Origin of the sequence: Oceanobacillus kapialis, assembly GCF_044790185.1 — a bacterium.
Taxonomy (GTDB): domain Bacteria; phylum Bacillota; class Bacilli; order Bacillales; family Amphibacillaceae; genus Oceanobacillus_B; species Oceanobacillus_B kapialis.
In genome coordinates this window covers 3,646,444-3,661,705 of sequence record NZ_CP085256.1, presented here as the reverse complement: position 1 = coordinate 3,661,705, position 15,262 = coordinate 3,646,444, and the positions used below count along the sequence as shown (strand labels likewise).

Genomic DNA, 15,262 nt, shown 5'->3' with positions numbered 1-15,262 from the left:
TTGGACTTCATGTTCTGCCTACGCTAAAATGAGAAAACCCGAACTAGGCAAATCTTTATTAACGGATTTGCATGATAGTTCGGGTTTTCATATGTTAAAAGAATTCTTGTCTTAGTATGTTTTCTAATTCTTATTAAAAACAACCATTGTTTTTAACATTTTAATAAATTTCATAATTTTTACCCCTTGTGTGACAAGAGGCATGAAACGCAAATAAAGGAAGTACCTCTCCTAAATCTTATATAATGGTAGTTGAAAAAACACCCCATAAGACTGTAGGAATACTTCCTATGACCATCTTTAAAGTCTCGTTATCTTTTTTAAATTTAGGGAAAATGATTTTGACGGAAAATTCAGTTCAAAAGGTAAGATACCTAAACTACATTAGTTGACTTTAAAAAAGCTTTTTATGCAACGCTAGTGAGTCAATATGGAATGTGGAAAATGGGCGTAGGCATGAGAAAGCCACACGTGTCCGAATAGGTTACGTGTGGCGATAAGAAAAAGGTTTATTTTGCTTGTGGAGTTAGACGCTTCTGAGCAGATCTATGGTGAGGGCTAATCGGGATATGGGGCATGGCCTTTGCCAACCCATACTGTGGCATGTTTCCATAAAAAGATTCATAGTTCCCTTGCTTCACTACGAAGGTTTCATGGTAGATGCCGACAGCGGGATTGTCACCTACTTTTTTGTTGAAGTTCTTCCAAGCTTTTAAGTGATTGCTCCCTTTTGCATAGGCTAGCAGGTCTTCGGTTGACCGCCAGTATTGGATCATAACCGTAGTACGAATTCCAAAAAAGCTCTCCATCGATAAAAAGCCAAGCTCCTTTTGGTTGGTGTAAAGCTCTCGTATCATTGGTGGCATGGCGGTAAAAACAGGAAGCCATTTTTGAATGGCCAGTCGCTTGTTAACCCGCATTCCAATAATAAATACAACAAGGTCCTCTTCGTTTTCTGTCGTAAAACTTCCGCTAAAAATATGTTTGCCCAACTAAAACCCCTCCTTTAAATTGCTTCTATCGTCGCCTGGCACCAATCAATTGCTGCAACAGTAACGCGCTTTCCATAATCCAGTGTAAATAACCAATACTGTGCATCAAGATCCTTTTCGTGGTGTGCGCGAATTGATTGCTCGATAGTAATGTAAGTTTGAAGACGTTCTTCCAGCTTTTGTTTATAGTCTTGAAGCTGGGAGATGGTTTGTTTGGTGGAACGATGTCTTCCAAAAAATAGCTTCAATAATACTTCATTTCTTTCCGCTGGAGGCTGCTCAATTGGTCGTTTGAGCCAGTTTTCCAACAGTTCCGATCCTTTGTTAGTGAGGTCGTATTCCTTTCTGTCTGGCTTTCCATCCTGGGAGGTAGTTATCACGCTAACTAATCCATCAGTAGTGAGTTGTTTTAGTGTCGGATAGATTTGCCCGTAGCTGATTTTCCAGAAGTGGGTAAGGCTTCGATCCATAAGCTGCTTGATATCATACCCTGATTTGCAACCTGTTGTAAGGATCCCGAGAATTGCATAGGTCGAATTATTGTATGTTTTCATGACGTCCACCCTATCTATATGCTATATATCATTTAGATATATAGTAAACGAAAAACTTTAGAAATAAAAGTGTATTTAGAAAAGTTTACAAAAAAATAATTGTTATTGAGATCAGGAACTTAGTAAGGTAGGTTTATAGAAATATCTGTTTTATTACTTTGGATAATAAGTGGAATGAAGAAAGATTTAAGGGAAAGAGAAAGTGACCTCGCTACATAAGGTGTTTGAAAATCGTAGGAAGTGTAGACATAATAGGTATAATTGATTAAAATAGTGGTATAATAAAAATAAGTCGCCAAGTGCTGGAACACTTGACAACAGTGTAACACGATTCCCATAAATAAAGGGATCGGCAACAATTAGATTACGGATAATCCATCTTGTTCCGCTTAGTTCAAGGGTGGATTATTTTTTTTGGTTCTTATCTGTCACTATTACTATCATTAACATTGCAAAAGAGATTGCAATCACCAATGCTTCGTAAGTTGACATAGGCAACACCCCCCATACTAAAAAAGTACGTTTAAGATGGGTGTCGCCGATCCACTTTACCTTGAATTATCGTCGTTACCTCTTTATTATAATCTACCTAAATAGTAATGCAATAACTCTAGTAATATTACCAATTCTTATATTTTTATCAAGTCAGTGGTAGTGGTTATTAATGAACTAGATGGAAAAGGAAAAATACCTCTTTTATAACTCTTTTTTTAGGAGGCATTCCATGTCCAGTAATCGAAATGATCAAGAAAGAGGAGGCCAACGGGACACGTTCGACAGAGCATTTTTCGGGAAGCCGGGTCCTATGATTTTATTAATTTTAGCGATTATTATTGGTAGTATTCTATATAATTATTTTAATTAAATAAATAGAAAAAGACATAAAAAAAGACCCATGTCCTGCCTACATAAAGCCCTGGTTACAGCCACCCTAAAGAGGGTACAACCTACTATAAGCAATAAAAAGGATGTGGAGCTACTATGACAGAAACAAAACCCGTCATTGCAGTAGCTGGAGCGAGTGGCTATATTGGCCAAAACCTGCTTAAGAAGCTGCAAGGACGTGCTACATTTATTGGCCTTTCCCGAAATGGCGACAAACGGGAGGATACAGAAGATATCACATGGCGTTCCTGTGACCTATTTTCCCTAAAGGACGCAGAAAAGGGGCTGGAAGGAGCGGACATTGCGGTATATCTTGTGCACTCTATGATGCCATCAGCCAAGCTTACACAAGGCCATTTTGCCGACATGGACGTGATCCTTGCTGATAACTTCGCCCAGGCAGCGAAAAAGCAAGGTGTCAAAAAGATCATTTACCTTGGTGGTATTGTCCCAAAAGGAACGGAAAAGCTATCTGCGCACCTAAAAAGCAGGCTGGAGGTAGAACGCATCCTCCGTGCATACGGCACACCTGTTACCGCTCTGCGTGCAGGGCTGATCGTTGGGCCAAAAGGTTCATCCTTCCCAATTTTAGCGAAGCTGGTGAAGCGTCTGCCGGTTATGATTCTACCAAAATGGACGAGAACCAAGACACAGCCAATTGCGCTTCCGGATGTGCTGAGCTCTCTAGATAAGACTGTTACAGACGAAAAATCAGTGAATGACTCTTATGACCTTGGCGGACCAGAAGTCATGACATACCGCCAAATGATGGAGCAAACCGCTGAAGTAATGGGGAAAAAACGGTGGATGTACAACGTTCCTTTCTTTTCCTTATATTTATCCAGGCTATGGCTACGACTTATTACGCAAACACCGAAGGAAACGGTTTATCCACTGCTTGCAAGCCTAAAGCATCCACTGACTGCAAAACAGCAGGAAGAGGGAATTAGCCATGGAACCATTTCGTTCAAGGAAGCTGCAGCCTACTCACTAAGGGAAGAAGAAGAAGAAAAAGAGAAGCTAGTGAAGAAACCAGAAATCGGGCCATTGAAGCGTGATGTACGCTCTGTCCAGCGCATTACACTACCAGAAGGTTATCGTGCCGATGAAGTGGCAAAGTATTATGTACAATGGCTGGAAAGATTCCTTAATCCATGGGTGCGTACAACCGTTGATGAGGATCTTAACTGTCAGATCGGCTGGATTGGCAATAAAAAGCCAATGCTTGAGCTTTCCTATGCGCCTGATCGGAGTACCGAAGACAGGGCACTCTATTATATTACCGGCGGCTTCTTCTCTGATTCTCAGCGCAATGAGAGAGGACGCATGGAATTTAGAAAGATTCCTGAATCAAACGAGGCGATTATCGCCATCCATGACTATCTGCCATCAATGCCATGGTTCATCTATAAATACACCCAGGCAAATGCGCATCTGCTTATCATGGCTTGCTTCCGACAGCATATGAAGAAGCTGGATGAGGGGCAGATGGGGAAGAGGCTGGTATCAGTGTAGTGAAAGAAAAAAGCACACAAATGGCTCATCTAATGAGATAGCCAATTTGTGTGCTTTTTCTACTCTAAATCAACGATTATTTCTCTACTATATTCTTCAGACATCCTATCAAAGGCATAATGTATAACAAAATGCTTGGAGGATCTCCAATCTATTTCATAATTATCATTAGTAAATGGTTGGTAGCCATCATCTGTAGATGTGGAAGCAATAAAGGTCATATATAATCCAGACTCCGACAATTTATAAAGACGACCATATCCATTTTCTGCGACTACATAGTTAGCTGTGTTATCAGGAGAAATAAGCGTCGTGTATTTTGTCTCCCAGAATGGTTTTATAAGAAGATGATCCAAAGAGTTAATTACTATAACAAAAAAGCTGACCGCTATAAGAAAGGACTTTATTTCACGGCCCTTTATCAAAAAACAAATGGATAGAAAAGCAATGAAAATGAATACATTCTCTATGAGTGTATAACCGATTAAGGGGGGAGGCGTCCCAAATTGGACATAGATTCCTTCTCTTCTAAGATAAAACATTAAAAATAAGAGGGCTGCACTTAAAAACAAAGAAATTAAAGCACTCCAGTAAACCTTTTTGTTTTTAATAGGGCTTTTCATTTAATCCCTCCCACTTTTTAGGTAAGTACGTGCAATTTAATTATACTTTCTATAAGGAGAAGTAAAAAGGATAAATTCAAAAGACTTCCTGAGGCTGGTATTTTATCAAGGTAATAAAAAACGGAGGCTCATCCCTAAGGACAGCCTCCGTTTTCCATGTTACTTATCTATTTTCCTTCTCAAGCTCTTGCGTCAATTTTTCCCCTTCAATGTCTAAGTTCGGCAAGATTTTATCCAACCATTTTGGCAGCCACCAAACTTTATCACCGAAGATAGACATAACAGCTGGTACGAAGACCATTCGGATTAAGAATGCATCGATTAAAATACCAAATGCAAGTGCGAAACCGATTTGTTTAATCATAATGTCATCTGTGAAAATAAATCCTGAGAACACAGATACCATGATTAATGCTGCTGCAACGACAACTCTACTTGCTATGGTATAGCCGTTTACAACTGCTTTATCACCTTTTTGACCGTGTATATACGCTTCACGCATCGAGGAGACAAGGAACACTTGATAATCCATCGCCAGGCCATACAAGATACCTGTCACCATAATTGGGATAAAGCTTAATAGCGGTCCGCCCGTATCAATTCCAACTAAGGAGCCGAACCAGTTCCACTGGAACACAGCTGTCGTTACACCGAACGTGGCCATAATACTTAATAAGAAACCAACTGTCGCTTTAATTGGTACGATTACGGATCTGAAAACGATCAGCAAGATAAGAAGTGACAGCAAGACGATAATTCCAATGTAAATTGGGAATACGTCAGCTAGGTTATCGGAAATATCAATGTTTATCGCAGTTAGGCCACTTACCCCGATCTCAAGGTTCGTATTCTCGACTACAGCGTCATTTGTTCGCAAATACTCTACTAAATCATGTGTTTCTTCATCTGTAGGACCAGCAGTTGGGGTGATGCTCACAATCCCTATTGTTCCGTCATCATTAAACCCACCTGGTGAAACTTCTACTGTACGATCAAGCTCGTTAATATTAGATAGCAATTGAAGGTACTCTTGGATATCAATTGCATTGCCATCCTTATCTTCTGCTACAAGTAACAAGGTACTATTATAGCCCTCTCCAAAGCTTTCGGAAATAATATCATAGCTTTGTCTTTGTGGGGTCTCCTTATTTGCACTGGCACCAGAAGGCATCCCTAAGTTCATATCAGAAACCGGAATCGTTAGCGTCCCTAAGATGACGATGATGAGCGCTACGACAGGCCATCTAAGCTTAATAATGCCATTGATCCATTTATTCGCAAAGGTAGGCTTGTCCTTGTCTTTTGTATTGTGTTTCTTCCTTGCTTTTTTAGATACAATTCTTTCTCCAACCAGGCCTAAAATTGCTGGTAACAATGTAAGTGCTACAAGCACGTCGATGAATACTGTCATCGAAGCAACAAGTGCCATCCCGCTTAAGAAAGAAATGCCGATTACTAATAGTCCACAAAGTGCGATGATTACCGTTAATCCTGCAAAGAATACGGCACTTCCAGCTGTTCCTACTGCACGTGCAGCAGCTTCTCTCGCTGGCAGGTTTTCTTCAAAAATCATTTTTCTCTGTCTGTTCACAATGAATAATGCATAGTCAATTCCTACTGCCAATCCAACCATTAATGCGAGGACTGGTGTAAGACTATTAATCTCAAACAAGTTGGACATGGCGAAGGTTCCACCGACTCCAACTCCAACACCTACAAGGGCAACGATTAATGGCAATCCTGCTGCAATAAGTGATCCTAGTGTAACAACTAAGACAATCCCAGCAACGATCAGACCAATAATTTCATGCGTGCCACCAATTGGAATATCTGTACCTTGCAGGGTACCAGTTGAGAGGGCGTTAAGTGATGTATCCTCTTCCACGGTACTTGCTAGATTTTTCAATTCATCTAATTGATCAGCAGATAGATTCTCGGCTTTTTCTGTCATTTGGAATGAGAAAAGCGCGATATTTCCATCTTCTGAGATCTTCACCCCTGGTATAGGTGTCTCGTTAACGACGAATGGTCTATAAGAGGTTTCGCTTTGTTGTTGCATTTGTCCAAGCTGACTTTGCAGCTCCTGTAACTTTGCCATCCCGCCATTTTCCCCTACTAGCTCAACAGGATTGACGACGAAATCTAACTCATAAATACTGTTAATCACGCTTGCAAGTGACGCTGCATTCGCTTGCCCGTCAACCTGTTCTCCTTTAGGGGCTTCAAAAATAAAGCTACCCTGTCCACCTGACGCAACTGGGAAATCCTCTGCTAGCTGGTCAAGAACCTCCTGTGCTTCTGTTCCATCAATTCTTGTCTCACTGGTCATGCTCACGCCATTCGTTACAATTGCCGTGATAATAATTCCTAAAATAAGTACCCAGCTGGCAATAAATGCCCACGGTTTGTTATATGCTGTCTTCCCAATTCTGTAAAATAACTTCGACATTCTCTCTAAACTCCTACTTATTTAAAATTATTATTTAAAGCCTTCTCTTAATTTCGAGAAGACGATTTCCATATACTCCTGAAATTCATTATTATCTTGGTCATTAGCTGCGTCACCCACTGGCAAATGAACATTCATACTGCCATCAAGTACAGGCATTAATGCACCAAACACAGCACCAATTAACAGGTGGTAATACTCTTCCGAATAAGCATCCCCAAACCCCTCTTTAATCCCAAGTCGAGCAAAGTCCTGCGTCTCCTTTAAAACACCTGTCACATACAATTTTAAAGTTGGATGATCTCTAGATAGTGAAATCAACTCATGCAATCTTTTTAATTTATCAATCGTAAAACTACGCTTAATGTACATCTCGATAGTGCTTAATGGTGTAAGCCCATCTAGGGAATGAGCTTCGTCATGCTCACGAAAATCATTCATCGTTAAGGCGCTAGCAATTGCTTCTTCCTTACAGGAAAAATGATTGGCAAAAGTTCTCCTGGAATAGCCTGCATTATTCACAATATCCTCGACCACAAAGTTATCCAAACCACGTTCCATCGCAAGCTCAAAAGCAGCTTCAGCAAGCGCTCTTCTTGTGGCATTCTTCTTTTTCATCCTCAGACTCTTTTCTGACATTTGTTCACCCCGCTTATCTGGCATCTATTCTTTTATAACATATAATTGCACAATGGGCAATTTTTCTCTTTGTGCAATTGCTTTAGTGAAAAACAAAGCTATAAAAATACCGTTGGATTGTTTCCAACGGTATTAAGGTGATTAGCAATATTTATCTAGTAATCTTCTTCTATGCTTTATACAGCTTTTGATGCAACTCCTTCAATCTCTCCTGTATCGTGTTACGAACAATCTTACCATCCTCTTTATATCCCAACTGGAAGTAGCATGTTTTCATAAAGGAAGAGATCGTGAACTTCACTCTAAAATATCTTAAGGAAAAGCCTTCCTTAACGTGGAGCTCTTCCAAGTCATTAAAAACATCAAGCACCCACTGTTCCAATTGCGTTTCATTTAAACCTTGTTCGATAAGCGCTTCTACCACAAAAACCAATCGCTCATCCTCATCATCAATGTAGGCAGCTTCTTTGCGTAAGCAATCATTTATAACATCGAGGATTTCTGTATAATTTTTCTCGTTGCTTTTCGGATGATTAACAAGAGAAACTAACACGTCCGCCCCATGCGCGATGCTGTGTGCCCATCCCTTTTCCTCAACATATCCCCTAGTGTCCTGTTCAAGTTTCAGATAGCTGATGCATCTGTTAAATATTTCTTGTAACTTATCCTCAGACAAGAGCTCCATTTCACTATCCTTTGTTAAAAGAGCCGCAATAACTAAAGACGAAAAAGACCTAGTGAAAACAGAATTTGTTTCTTTCTCACCTAATCTATAAAAAAGATGGTGCTCGTCTAAACAAGTATTTAATATGTGGCGAAATTGCTCATTGGTCAGTAAATCTTCGTTTATTATTCTAATAAATGTTTGGAAGATAAGGTTGTCTCTTAGATCAGCATCTGTTGCCCCAATATGCATTAGCAATTCAGGTAGCAATAACGCTACATCATCTTGTTTTATACTGCCGTCTGCTAACTGTTCCAAGCGAGCTTTCAGTTCCATCTTTTACCCCCCTGTTACCGAATATCCAACCCCAACATAGAAGCAAAGTAAATAGCCTGATGCTGCGATACAATGCAGTCTTTTAAATCCTCCATTTTGACGACCAAGGATTCAAAGTGAGAGGTGCTAATATCAATCCCCTTCAGCTTGGTACTATCAAAGCTAACCCCATTCAAATCACAATACGAATAAACAGTCTGTTTTAATTTGCAATTGAAGAAGTCTGCACTTTGCAGGTTTGATTCGATAAATTGTGTCTTCTCAAATTTCGAGTCACCGAAATTGCACATAGACAGCAAGCAATTATCAAATGTCACATTTCCAAAGCGCCCCTCCACAAACTGCACGCCTAACAGCTTGCAGTTTTTAAATGTTACACGATGAATGCTCGCGGTGCTTAAGTTGGCATTAGATAGATCGCAGTTCTCAAAGATCACATCCGTGATATCAATATTTTCCAAGCTCGTATGGTGAAACGTGGAATGCTTAATCACCATCTCATTTAAATGCACACGATCCAGGACTTCGTTATCAAAATAAGAGCCATTAATCTCCATATTGCTTAAATGTGGATCTTCCTCAAATAAAATGTCCTGGAAAGTTCCCTGAGGTAATTCTGCTGGGATGTTCGGTTTGGTTAGTTTCATATAAGTCACCTTCATTTCTGTAATTGTAAAACGTTGCGAGTGCTTTTAATTATAGTATATCAAAAGTGACGCGTCAGGTCTGGGAAGTGGCGCCTCGGCAAGAGGAAGAGACGCAGCAGGCAGAGGAAGAGGCGCGTCGGCAAGAGAAAGAGACGCAGCAGGCAGAAGAAGAGGCGCGTCGGCGAGTGGAAGAGACGCAGCAGGCAGAAGAAGAGGCGCGTCGGCGAGTGGAAGAGACGCAGCAGGCAGAGGAAGAGGCGCATCGGCGAGAGGAAGAGACGCAGCAGGCAGAAGAAGAGGCGCATCGGCGAGAGGAAGAGACGCAGCAGGCAGAAGAAGAGGCGCATCGGCGAGAGGAAGAGACGCAGCAGGCAGAAGAAGAGGCGCGTCGGCGAGAGGAAGAGACGCAGCAGGCAGAAGAAGAGGCGCGTCGGCAAGAGGAAGAGGCGCACCAGGCAAAGAAAGTAGAGCGCCAGCAAAGAGAACTAGAGCGTCAGCAAAGAAAGGCCGCGCACCAATCAAATACCAGACCACAATCAAACCCACACTTCAGCCCGCAGTCCTGCCCACACAACCGCCTAAAAAACTTCCCCCAAAAAAAATTTAAAAAATAATGCCCCCTTTACCACCCTCTTTTCGATTATAAAAATGAAGGGATTATTGAGGTTGTTAGCCTCAAGTGAAAGGAGGGAGAATCATGCAACGAACGATATTAAGTGTCACAGAAGTTGCGGCTTATCTTGGTATACATAAAAGCATGGTGTACGTAATGGTGAAGCTGAATAAACTGCCACATTTGCTTATTCACAATAAAGTCATCTTCACCAAGGAGTCGCTGGACGTTTGGGCTGGAAAAGGGATGTAAAAATTGAATCAAACTAAAATACCGCAAGCAAGGGTGCCTGTCTCATCATTATGAGGAGGAGCCCTTTCACCTGCGAATAAAAAGGATGGATAAATATGAATTATATTGTAAAAAACAGTAACGAATCTCGCTACGTTAAAATGGATAACAAAACAGTGCAAGACGACTTAAATGACTTGGCAGCAATTGGATTACTCACACACATTTTGAGTCATGGTCCAACTTGGGAAATCCATAAATCAAAGCTACATAGCCAATTCTCTCGGCGTAAGGTTGATAGCTCTTGGAAGGTGCTGCTTGAGCATCGATACATCATGGGCTTTTTCTGTCATGTGGATGGACACCATAAGTATTATTATAAGGCAGCTGATAAACCGTTCGCCCAAACTGACTTTGAAACGTTTATTGAGGAACAGAAAAAAGAGCTGGAAGAGGGAGGTCAAGCCGTTTTTAATATTAAAGCGATCAAGGACTCGCCCTTTGTTGTACCTGATTTTTTTTCTGATTTACAAAATGTACAATTCAAAGCGGACAGTGCAAAAAGTGCTACTACAAATGAAACAAAGACAAAAGAAACAGATACAAAGAAAGATTATTTAGCAACTGTTAACAAGCCAACCAACAAAACGGAGCAAATTATTAAAATCGCCAACGAATTTTATGCAGAGTTTGCAGCAAGACGTTGGGCAAAGGAAACGTGGCATAAAATTATCGAAAAATACGCAAGGGAGTTCGTAGAGAATGATCGAAGGGTTCCCGACAATAGGCTAAAGGCGTATGTATACGGATCGCTTAAGAAAATAGCAGACCATCACGACTACAAAAACTCGGTGGAATATGCAGAATACAAACAGGTCATGCAGGAAATACACGCTGATAACGGTGTTTAGAACAGGGATGGGAAGGCCTACACACCCCTAAACATAAACCAACACAAAAACCCCATCTAAGGGGCCTTTGCGTTAGGTGAAAACATCAATTTTCACACGCTATTTATTTCGCAATTGCTGTTTTCTTCACTTTCACATTTCCTTCAATGGCGCGAGAGTACGGGCAAGCTTCATGTGCTTTATCCATTAGTTCCTCTGCTTCTTCTTGTGTAACGCCTTCCATCTCTGCTTTTAGCTTCACACTCAAGCCAAAGCCTTTCAGTTGTTTTTCAATGCTTACTTCTGCAGTTACTTCTGAAGTGATTTTATTCTTCGCTTTTCCAGCAACCATTTGCAGTGCGCTGTCAAAGCAGGCAGCATAGCCGGCTGAGAAGAGCTGTTCTGGGTTTGTGGTGCCTTCTTTTTCATTTCCACCCAACCCTTTTGGTAAAGATAAAGCTAGATCCAATGTGCCATCAGACGATTTGACCGTTCCTTGACGACCACCCGCTGCAGTTGAAGACGCTGTGTATAATGCTACTCCCATAATCAAACACTCCTCATTTTGTATTGTTTACAATTAAATTGTACACAATTAAATAGTGTTGCGTCAATTATTATAATTTTAATGTTGATCTTGCTATAATAAATCCAGGAGTGATCAAACAATGGCAAATGATATATTAAAATTAGATAATCAACTATGCTTTCCCCTATATGCAGCAACCCGTGAAATGACGAAGCGCTATCGCCCATTACTGGAGGAGTTAAACGTCACTTATCCGCAATATTTAGTGCTCCTTGTTCTATGGGAAACAGACCGTATTTCCGTAAAAGCCTTAGGTGAACGGCTATTCTTGGATTCCGGAACGCTCACACCAATGCTAAAGCGAATGGAAGAGCATGGCTTCCTGCAGCGGACGCGCTCCAAAGAGGATGAGCGAGTTGTGGAAGTCGTCTTAACCGAACAAGGAAAGCAAGCAGAAGAGCAGGCAGCCCAGATCCCATTAAAATTTATTGAACAAACGAATCTTAATGAAGACGAAGCAATCCAGCTAAAGCAGATCCTATCCAAAATGCTTGAACAACTATAAGAAAGATAGTATGCTAGCAAAAAATATGAAACCACTCTGAAAATAAAAACGTATATCCTTTAAAGGAGGGAGCTCCATGTTTAAAAAGTTCCTAAAAGGCATTTCTAAAGAGATGAAGAAAATGGGTAGCGGAAGTGGACGAAAAAGACATTATCGTCACGGCTCAAGTAGTGGCCGATCAAGATATTACCGCCACGGCTCCAGCAGTGGAAAAAAGCGACGTTATTACGGAAGCAGCAGTAGCGGCCGACGCGGACGCGATGCTTACCGTGGATCACATCATTACAGGAGAAAAGGACGTTACTCTAGTAGTTAATCGGTTTAAATAAATTAAAAAGGCTCCATTTGGCGGGATAATGATTTTCCGCTGAATGGAGTCTTTTATTGTGGCTATGATGCTGCCTTTTTGAAAAGCAGATTAATATCTTCTATTATTGCATTACAAATTGCTTTTGTGATTGGTGGGGCATTGGAGATTAGTGGTGGGGTTCAGAAGCGAAGTGATTTGGCTTTGTCGTTTTCAAAGATGACGTTTCCTCTGGTTAAAAACATTAGACCCATATTTTATGGAAAAGTAAAGAAACCATTTTGAAGAGTCTTTTATCAAAATGGTTTCTTTTTAAGCAAATTTAAGTTTCCAATAAGCGTTTTAGGTTGTCATCAATAAATTTATTATCGGCACTGTTGATTCCGCGGCCGGCAAAATGGCCCCAAATCGAATCGATAGGATTAAAAACAGCATTAGGTATATGCTTAGCCTCATATTTGTTATCATCCGCAGTGCAGAAGAGATCCGTGTTCCCTGGCATGACACTGGAAAGCGCTTTAATGCTTTTAAGCGCCTCATCAAAATCTCCGTTATAGACGGGGTTTGCGCTAATATCTCCATTTTGTCCAGTCCATAACATGGCTAGGACGTTGTGTGGATCCATCCTCATAAAGCTGTCTTCCCAGACTCCAGCCACAAAATTTTCCAATGAGTCATATCCCATCTCACGATAAAGTTCCTCCTTGTAAAAGGTTTGAGATAAGCCCCACCCAGCATAGACACGACCAACAGCGCGCATGTCTGATGAAGTCAAATCGTTTAGTTTACTTGAATCATGGCCAACTGCAGCCATCAGAGCAGCTTTCATTCCGTCCAGAACTATATACGTTTGCGGCCAAGTCTTTGCACCTCCGCAGAAAGGGGCAATTCGTTCCACCATGTCGGGATAGCTTGCCCCCCATTGGAATGATTGAACACCTCCCATTGACCACCCAACTACTAGAGCGATCTTTTGAATGCCGAATTTTTCGGTCACCAGCCGATGTTGTAATTTAACGTTATCATAAATGGTTACCTGAGGAAAATTAGCCTTGTCAAATGGAGCAGGGGTATTACTGGGAGACGAAGATAACCCGTTTCCCAGTAGATTTGGAACGATAATAAAATATTTTCTCGGATCTAGTGCCATACCGTTACCAATCAACCATTCATTCTGAACATGATAATCGCCAAAAGCAGTTGGATAGACAATCACATTATCTTTCTTTTCATTTAATTCTCCATAAGTCTTATATGCAAGAAATGCGTTCGGTAACGTTACTTCCGATTGCAAGGTTACGTCACCCAAATCAAAAAGCTCATAATTCATTGTATTGTCGCTCCCTTCAAAATGAAACACATCTAGAATATGTTTCTTGTAATAAGTATAAACCCATGGTACTCTCAATAAAAATGAATAAAATTAAACTTAACATTCAATAATATTGAAAGTGAATAGGGGGAAAGTATAATGGAATTGCGCCAACTAAAAACATTTCGCACAGTTGCTTCCACTTTAAATTTTAGTCGGGCTGCGGACGCACTGAACTATGTCCCTTCCAACGTTACGATGCAAATAAAAGCATTGGAGGATGAGCTTGGTGTTCCTCTCTTTGACCGCTTGGGCAAGCAGCTCGTCCTCACCATTGCGGGTAAACGCTTTTTAACTCACATCCAAATCGTTCTAGAAAAATTAGATGAAGCACGCAATACCGTTCAAGACAACGAAGATATTAGAGGCACCCTTACAATAAGTGCCAACGAGGTTCTTTGTGCCTATCGCCTCCCAGCTGTCTTTAAGCTATTTCGTTCCCGCCATCCAGGAGTTCGGCTTATCTTCCGCTCTGTTCCAAATCAGGAACTCAAGCAAACACTCTTTGATGGAACCGCCGATGTCGCCTTTATGCTGGATGAAACCATTCTCTCAACGAGACTTTCTGTAGAACCGTTACTGGATGAAACTTTCCGCTTGTTTGTCGCTCCTGATCATCCACTTGCAAAACAACCTGTACTGCAACAGGAAGATTTTCACGGAGAAGTATTACTGGTTAATGAAAAAGGCTGTCCCTATCGAACCATGTTTGACCGATCATTTGAGAAAAAGGGCATTGATAGTATTACTTATTTAGAGTTTCAAAATGCCGAAGCCATTAAACAATGTGCAATTTCTGGAATTGGTATTGCCTTTCTTCCAGAAATCACAGTGGGAGCAGAGGTTAAACGGGGTGATCTTGTTGCTCTTCCGTGGCAACTTTCAGACTTACACGTATATACTCATATGGCTTGGCATAAAGAAAAGTGGCTTTCACCAATCATATTATCTTTCATAGAAACAGTAAGGGAGGTTATCGCTATAGATGAGGTGAAATAAAACCGTTTAGAAAACACCTCCAACTGCAAGCTCTTTACTCCTTGATCCGCAACTATTGGAGGGCAAGGACTATAAGAATTAAACTACTAAAAAAGGCTACTTTAAGTAACCTTTTTTAGCCAATTATTCTCTACTTATTTTTAATTTTAAGTCTTATAAGGTTTTGAGCAGTATAGCCACTATATTAAGAGAAGCATCAGAAAGCTTCTTAAGAGTTACCCCCATATCAACATGCTTTTCTGTAATCGATTCATAATTAACAAGATCCTTACGTGTATAGGTACTTGATAGATTTATGTTACTGAATAATATCTAGTTATATAAATACTTTTTTTCTTATCATGGTTTCCGCAATACATAAACTGATCAACCAGCATAACCATACAGCAATTGTGTAAGAAGTACCATATGAAAATTGCAAGGCATTGTGGTAATTTTATTCCATTTAATTT

17 protein-coding genes and 1 pseudogene are annotated in these 15,262 nt (G+C 40.6%); 9 read left to right on the top strand and 9 right to left on the bottom strand.

The features are described 5' to 3' along the window. Nucleotides 1-509: 509 nt before the first annotated feature. Nucleotides 510-992, bottom strand: coding sequence for a DUF4188 domain-containing protein (locus LG273_RS18820; RefSeq protein ID WP_404456729.1), 483 nt, complete (start codon nt 990-992; stop codon nt 510-512). 14 nt (nt 993-1,006) lie between these two features. Further along, complete coding sequence (locus tag LG273_RS18815; protein ID WP_404456726.1) at nt 1,007-1,546, bottom strand: PadR family transcriptional regulator; 540 nt, start codon at nt 1,544-1,546, stop codon at nt 1,007-1,009. A 724-nt stretch (nt 1,547-2,270) separates the two neighbouring features. Between LG273_RS18815 and LG273_RS18810 the strand changes: the two genes are divergently transcribed. Continuing rightward, a complete protein-coding gene (locus LG273_RS18810; RefSeq protein ID WP_379560044.1) occupies nt 2,271-2,411 on the top strand; it encodes a hypothetical protein in 141 nt (46 codons plus the stop codon). Nucleotides 2,412-2,527: 116 nt separating this feature from the next. Further along, nucleotides 2,528-3,946, top strand: coding sequence for an NAD(P)H-binding protein (locus LG273_RS18805; protein WP_404456723.1), 1,419 nt, complete (start codon nt 2,528-2,530; stop codon nt 3,944-3,946). A 59-nt stretch (nt 3,947-4,005) separates the two neighbouring features. Here the strand turns inward: LG273_RS18805 and LG273_RS18800 are convergent, their stop codons facing one another. The 5 genes from LG273_RS18800 to LG273_RS18780 all read right to left on the bottom strand — a co-directional run bounded on the left by LG273_RS18800 (nt 4,006) and on the right by LG273_RS18780 (nt 9,304). Then, a complete protein-coding gene (locus LG273_RS18800; RefSeq protein WP_404456720.1) occupies nt 4,006-4,569 on the bottom strand; it encodes a hypothetical protein in 564 nt (187 codons plus the stop codon). Nucleotides 4,570-4,732: 163 nt separating this feature from the next. Continuing rightward, complete coding sequence (locus LG273_RS18795; RefSeq protein WP_404456717.1) at nt 4,733-7,018, bottom strand: MMPL family transporter; 2,286 nt, start codon at nt 7,016-7,018, stop codon at nt 4,733-4,735. A 30-nt stretch (nt 7,019-7,048) separates the two neighbouring features. Next, a complete protein-coding gene (locus LG273_RS18790; RefSeq protein WP_404456714.1) occupies nt 7,049-7,636 on the bottom strand; it encodes a TetR/AcrR family transcriptional regulator in 588 nt (195 codons plus the stop codon). Between the two features lie 190 nt (nt 7,637-7,826). Next, entirely contained in the window at nt 7,827-8,657 is an 831-nt protein-coding gene (locus LG273_RS18785) for a DUF2785 domain-containing protein (protein ID WP_404456711.1), read from the bottom strand. 14 nt (nt 8,658-8,671) lie between these two features. Further along, nucleotides 8,672-9,304: a pentapeptide repeat-containing protein gene (locus LG273_RS18780; RefSeq protein ID WP_404456708.1), complete on the bottom strand. Its 633-nt coding sequence runs from the start codon at nt 9,302-9,304 to the stop codon at nt 8,672-8,674. A 65-nt stretch (nt 9,305-9,369) separates the two neighbouring features. Here LG273_RS18780 and LG273_RS18775 point away from each other — a divergent pair, with 65 nt between their 5' ends. From LG273_RS18775 to LG273_RS18765, 3 genes are all read left to right on the top strand, one after another. Then, complete coding sequence (locus LG273_RS18775) at nt 9,370-9,918, top strand: hypothetical protein (RefSeq protein WP_404456705.1); 549 nt, start codon at nt 9,370-9,372, stop codon at nt 9,916-9,918. Nucleotides 9,919-10,001: 83 nt separating this feature from the next. After that, nucleotides 10,002-10,169 carry a helix-turn-helix domain-containing protein gene (locus tag LG273_RS18770; RefSeq protein WP_404456702.1) on the top strand — a complete coding sequence of 56 codons (168 nt, stop codon included), beginning with the start codon at nt 10,002-10,004 and terminating at the stop codon, nt 10,167-10,169. 95 nt (nt 10,170-10,264) lie between these two features. Beyond that, nucleotides 10,265-11,059 (top strand): hypothetical protein, encoded by a 795-nt coding sequence (locus LG273_RS18765; RefSeq protein WP_404456699.1) that lies wholly within the window; start codon nt 10,265-10,267, stop codon nt 11,057-11,059. Nucleotides 11,060-11,162: 103 nt separating this feature from the next. Here LG273_RS18765 and LG273_RS18760 read toward each other — a convergent pair whose 3' ends face one another. Beyond that, nucleotides 11,163-11,585, bottom strand: coding sequence for an organic hydroperoxide resistance protein (locus tag LG273_RS18760; RefSeq protein ID WP_404456696.1), 423 nt, complete (start codon nt 11,583-11,585; stop codon nt 11,163-11,165). Between the two features lie 121 nt (nt 11,586-11,706). Between LG273_RS18760 and LG273_RS18755 the strand changes: the two genes are divergently transcribed. The 3 genes and pseudogenes from LG273_RS18755 to LG273_RS18745 all read left to right on the top strand — a co-directional run. Beyond that, on the top strand, nt 11,707-12,132 hold the full coding sequence (locus LG273_RS18755; protein WP_404456693.1) for a MarR family winged helix-turn-helix transcriptional regulator: 426 nt from the start codon (nt 11,707-11,709) through the stop codon (nt 12,130-12,132). A gap of 170 nt (nt 12,133-12,302) precedes the next feature. Further along, complete coding sequence (locus LG273_RS18750) at nt 12,303-12,461, top strand: hypothetical protein (RefSeq protein ID WP_404456690.1); 159 nt, start codon at nt 12,303-12,305, stop codon at nt 12,459-12,461. A 116-nt stretch (nt 12,462-12,577) separates the two neighbouring features. After that, nucleotides 12,578-12,670 (top strand): annotated as a pseudogene (locus LG273_RS18745) (23S rRNA (pseudouridine(1915)-N(3))-methyltransferase RlmH); the annotation flags it as partial. 91 nt (nt 12,671-12,761) lie between these two features. On the opposite strand, the gene LG273_RS18740 reads toward LG273_RS18745, so the two are convergent. Continuing rightward, nucleotides 12,762-13,769 (bottom strand): alpha/beta fold hydrolase, encoded by a 1,008-nt coding sequence (locus tag LG273_RS18740; protein ID WP_404456688.1) that lies wholly within the window; start codon nt 13,767-13,769, stop codon nt 12,762-12,764. 141 nt (nt 13,770-13,910) lie between these two features. On the opposite strand from LG273_RS18740, the gene LG273_RS18735 reads away from it, so the two are divergent. Then, complete coding sequence (locus LG273_RS18735) at nt 13,911-14,810, top strand: LysR family transcriptional regulator (RefSeq protein WP_404456685.1); 900 nt, start codon at nt 13,911-13,913, stop codon at nt 14,808-14,810. Nucleotides 14,811-15,262: the final 452 nt, after the last annotated feature.

Coding starts and splice junctions, on each gene's coding strand:
- LG273_RS18815 (WP_404456726.1), bottom strand. CDS start 1,546: ATGAAAACATACAATAATTCGACCTATGCAATTCTCGGGATCCTTACA.
- LG273_RS18810 (WP_379560044.1), top strand. CDS start 2,271: ATGTCCAGTAATCGAAATGATCAAGAAAGAGGAGGCCAACGGGACACG.
- LG273_RS18805 (WP_404456723.1), top strand. CDS start 2,528: ATGACAGAAACAAAACCCGTCATTGCAGTAGCTGGAGCGAGTGGCTAT.
- LG273_RS18800 (WP_404456720.1), bottom strand. CDS start 4,569: ATGAAAAGCCCTATTAAAAACAAAAAGGTTTACTGGAGTGCTTTAATT.
- LG273_RS18795 (WP_404456717.1), bottom strand. CDS start 7,018: ATGTCGAAGTTATTTTACAGAATTGGGAAGACAGCATATAACAAACCG.
- LG273_RS18790 (WP_404456714.1), bottom strand. CDS start 7,636: ATGAAAAAGAAGAATGCCACAAGAAGAGCGCTTGCTGAAGCTGCTTTT.
- LG273_RS18785 (WP_404456711.1), bottom strand. CDS start 8,657: ATGGAACTGAAAGCTCGCTTGGAACAGTTAGCAGACGGCAGTATAAAA.
- LG273_RS18780 (WP_404456708.1), bottom strand. CDS start 9,304: ATGAAACTAACCAAACCGAACATCCCAGCAGAATTACCTCAGGGAACT.
- LG273_RS18770 (WP_404456702.1), top strand. CDS start 10,002: ATGCAACGAACGATATTAAGTGTCACAGAAGTTGCGGCTTATCTTGGT.
- LG273_RS18765 (WP_404456699.1), top strand. CDS start 10,265: ATGAATTATATTGTAAAAAACAGTAACGAATCTCGCTACGTTAAAATG.
- LG273_RS18760 (WP_404456696.1), bottom strand. CDS start 11,585: ATGGGAGTAGCATTATACACAGCGTCTTCAACTGCAGCGGGTGGTCGT.
- LG273_RS18755 (WP_404456693.1), top strand. CDS start 11,707: ATGGCAAATGATATATTAAAATTAGATAATCAACTATGCTTTCCCCTA.
- LG273_RS18740 (WP_404456688.1), bottom strand. CDS start 13,769: ATGAATTATGAGCTTTTTGATTTGGGTGACGTAACCTTGCAATCGGAA.
- LG273_RS18735 (WP_404456685.1), top strand. CDS start 13,911: ATGGAATTGCGCCAACTAAAAACATTTCGCACAGTTGCTTCCACTTTA.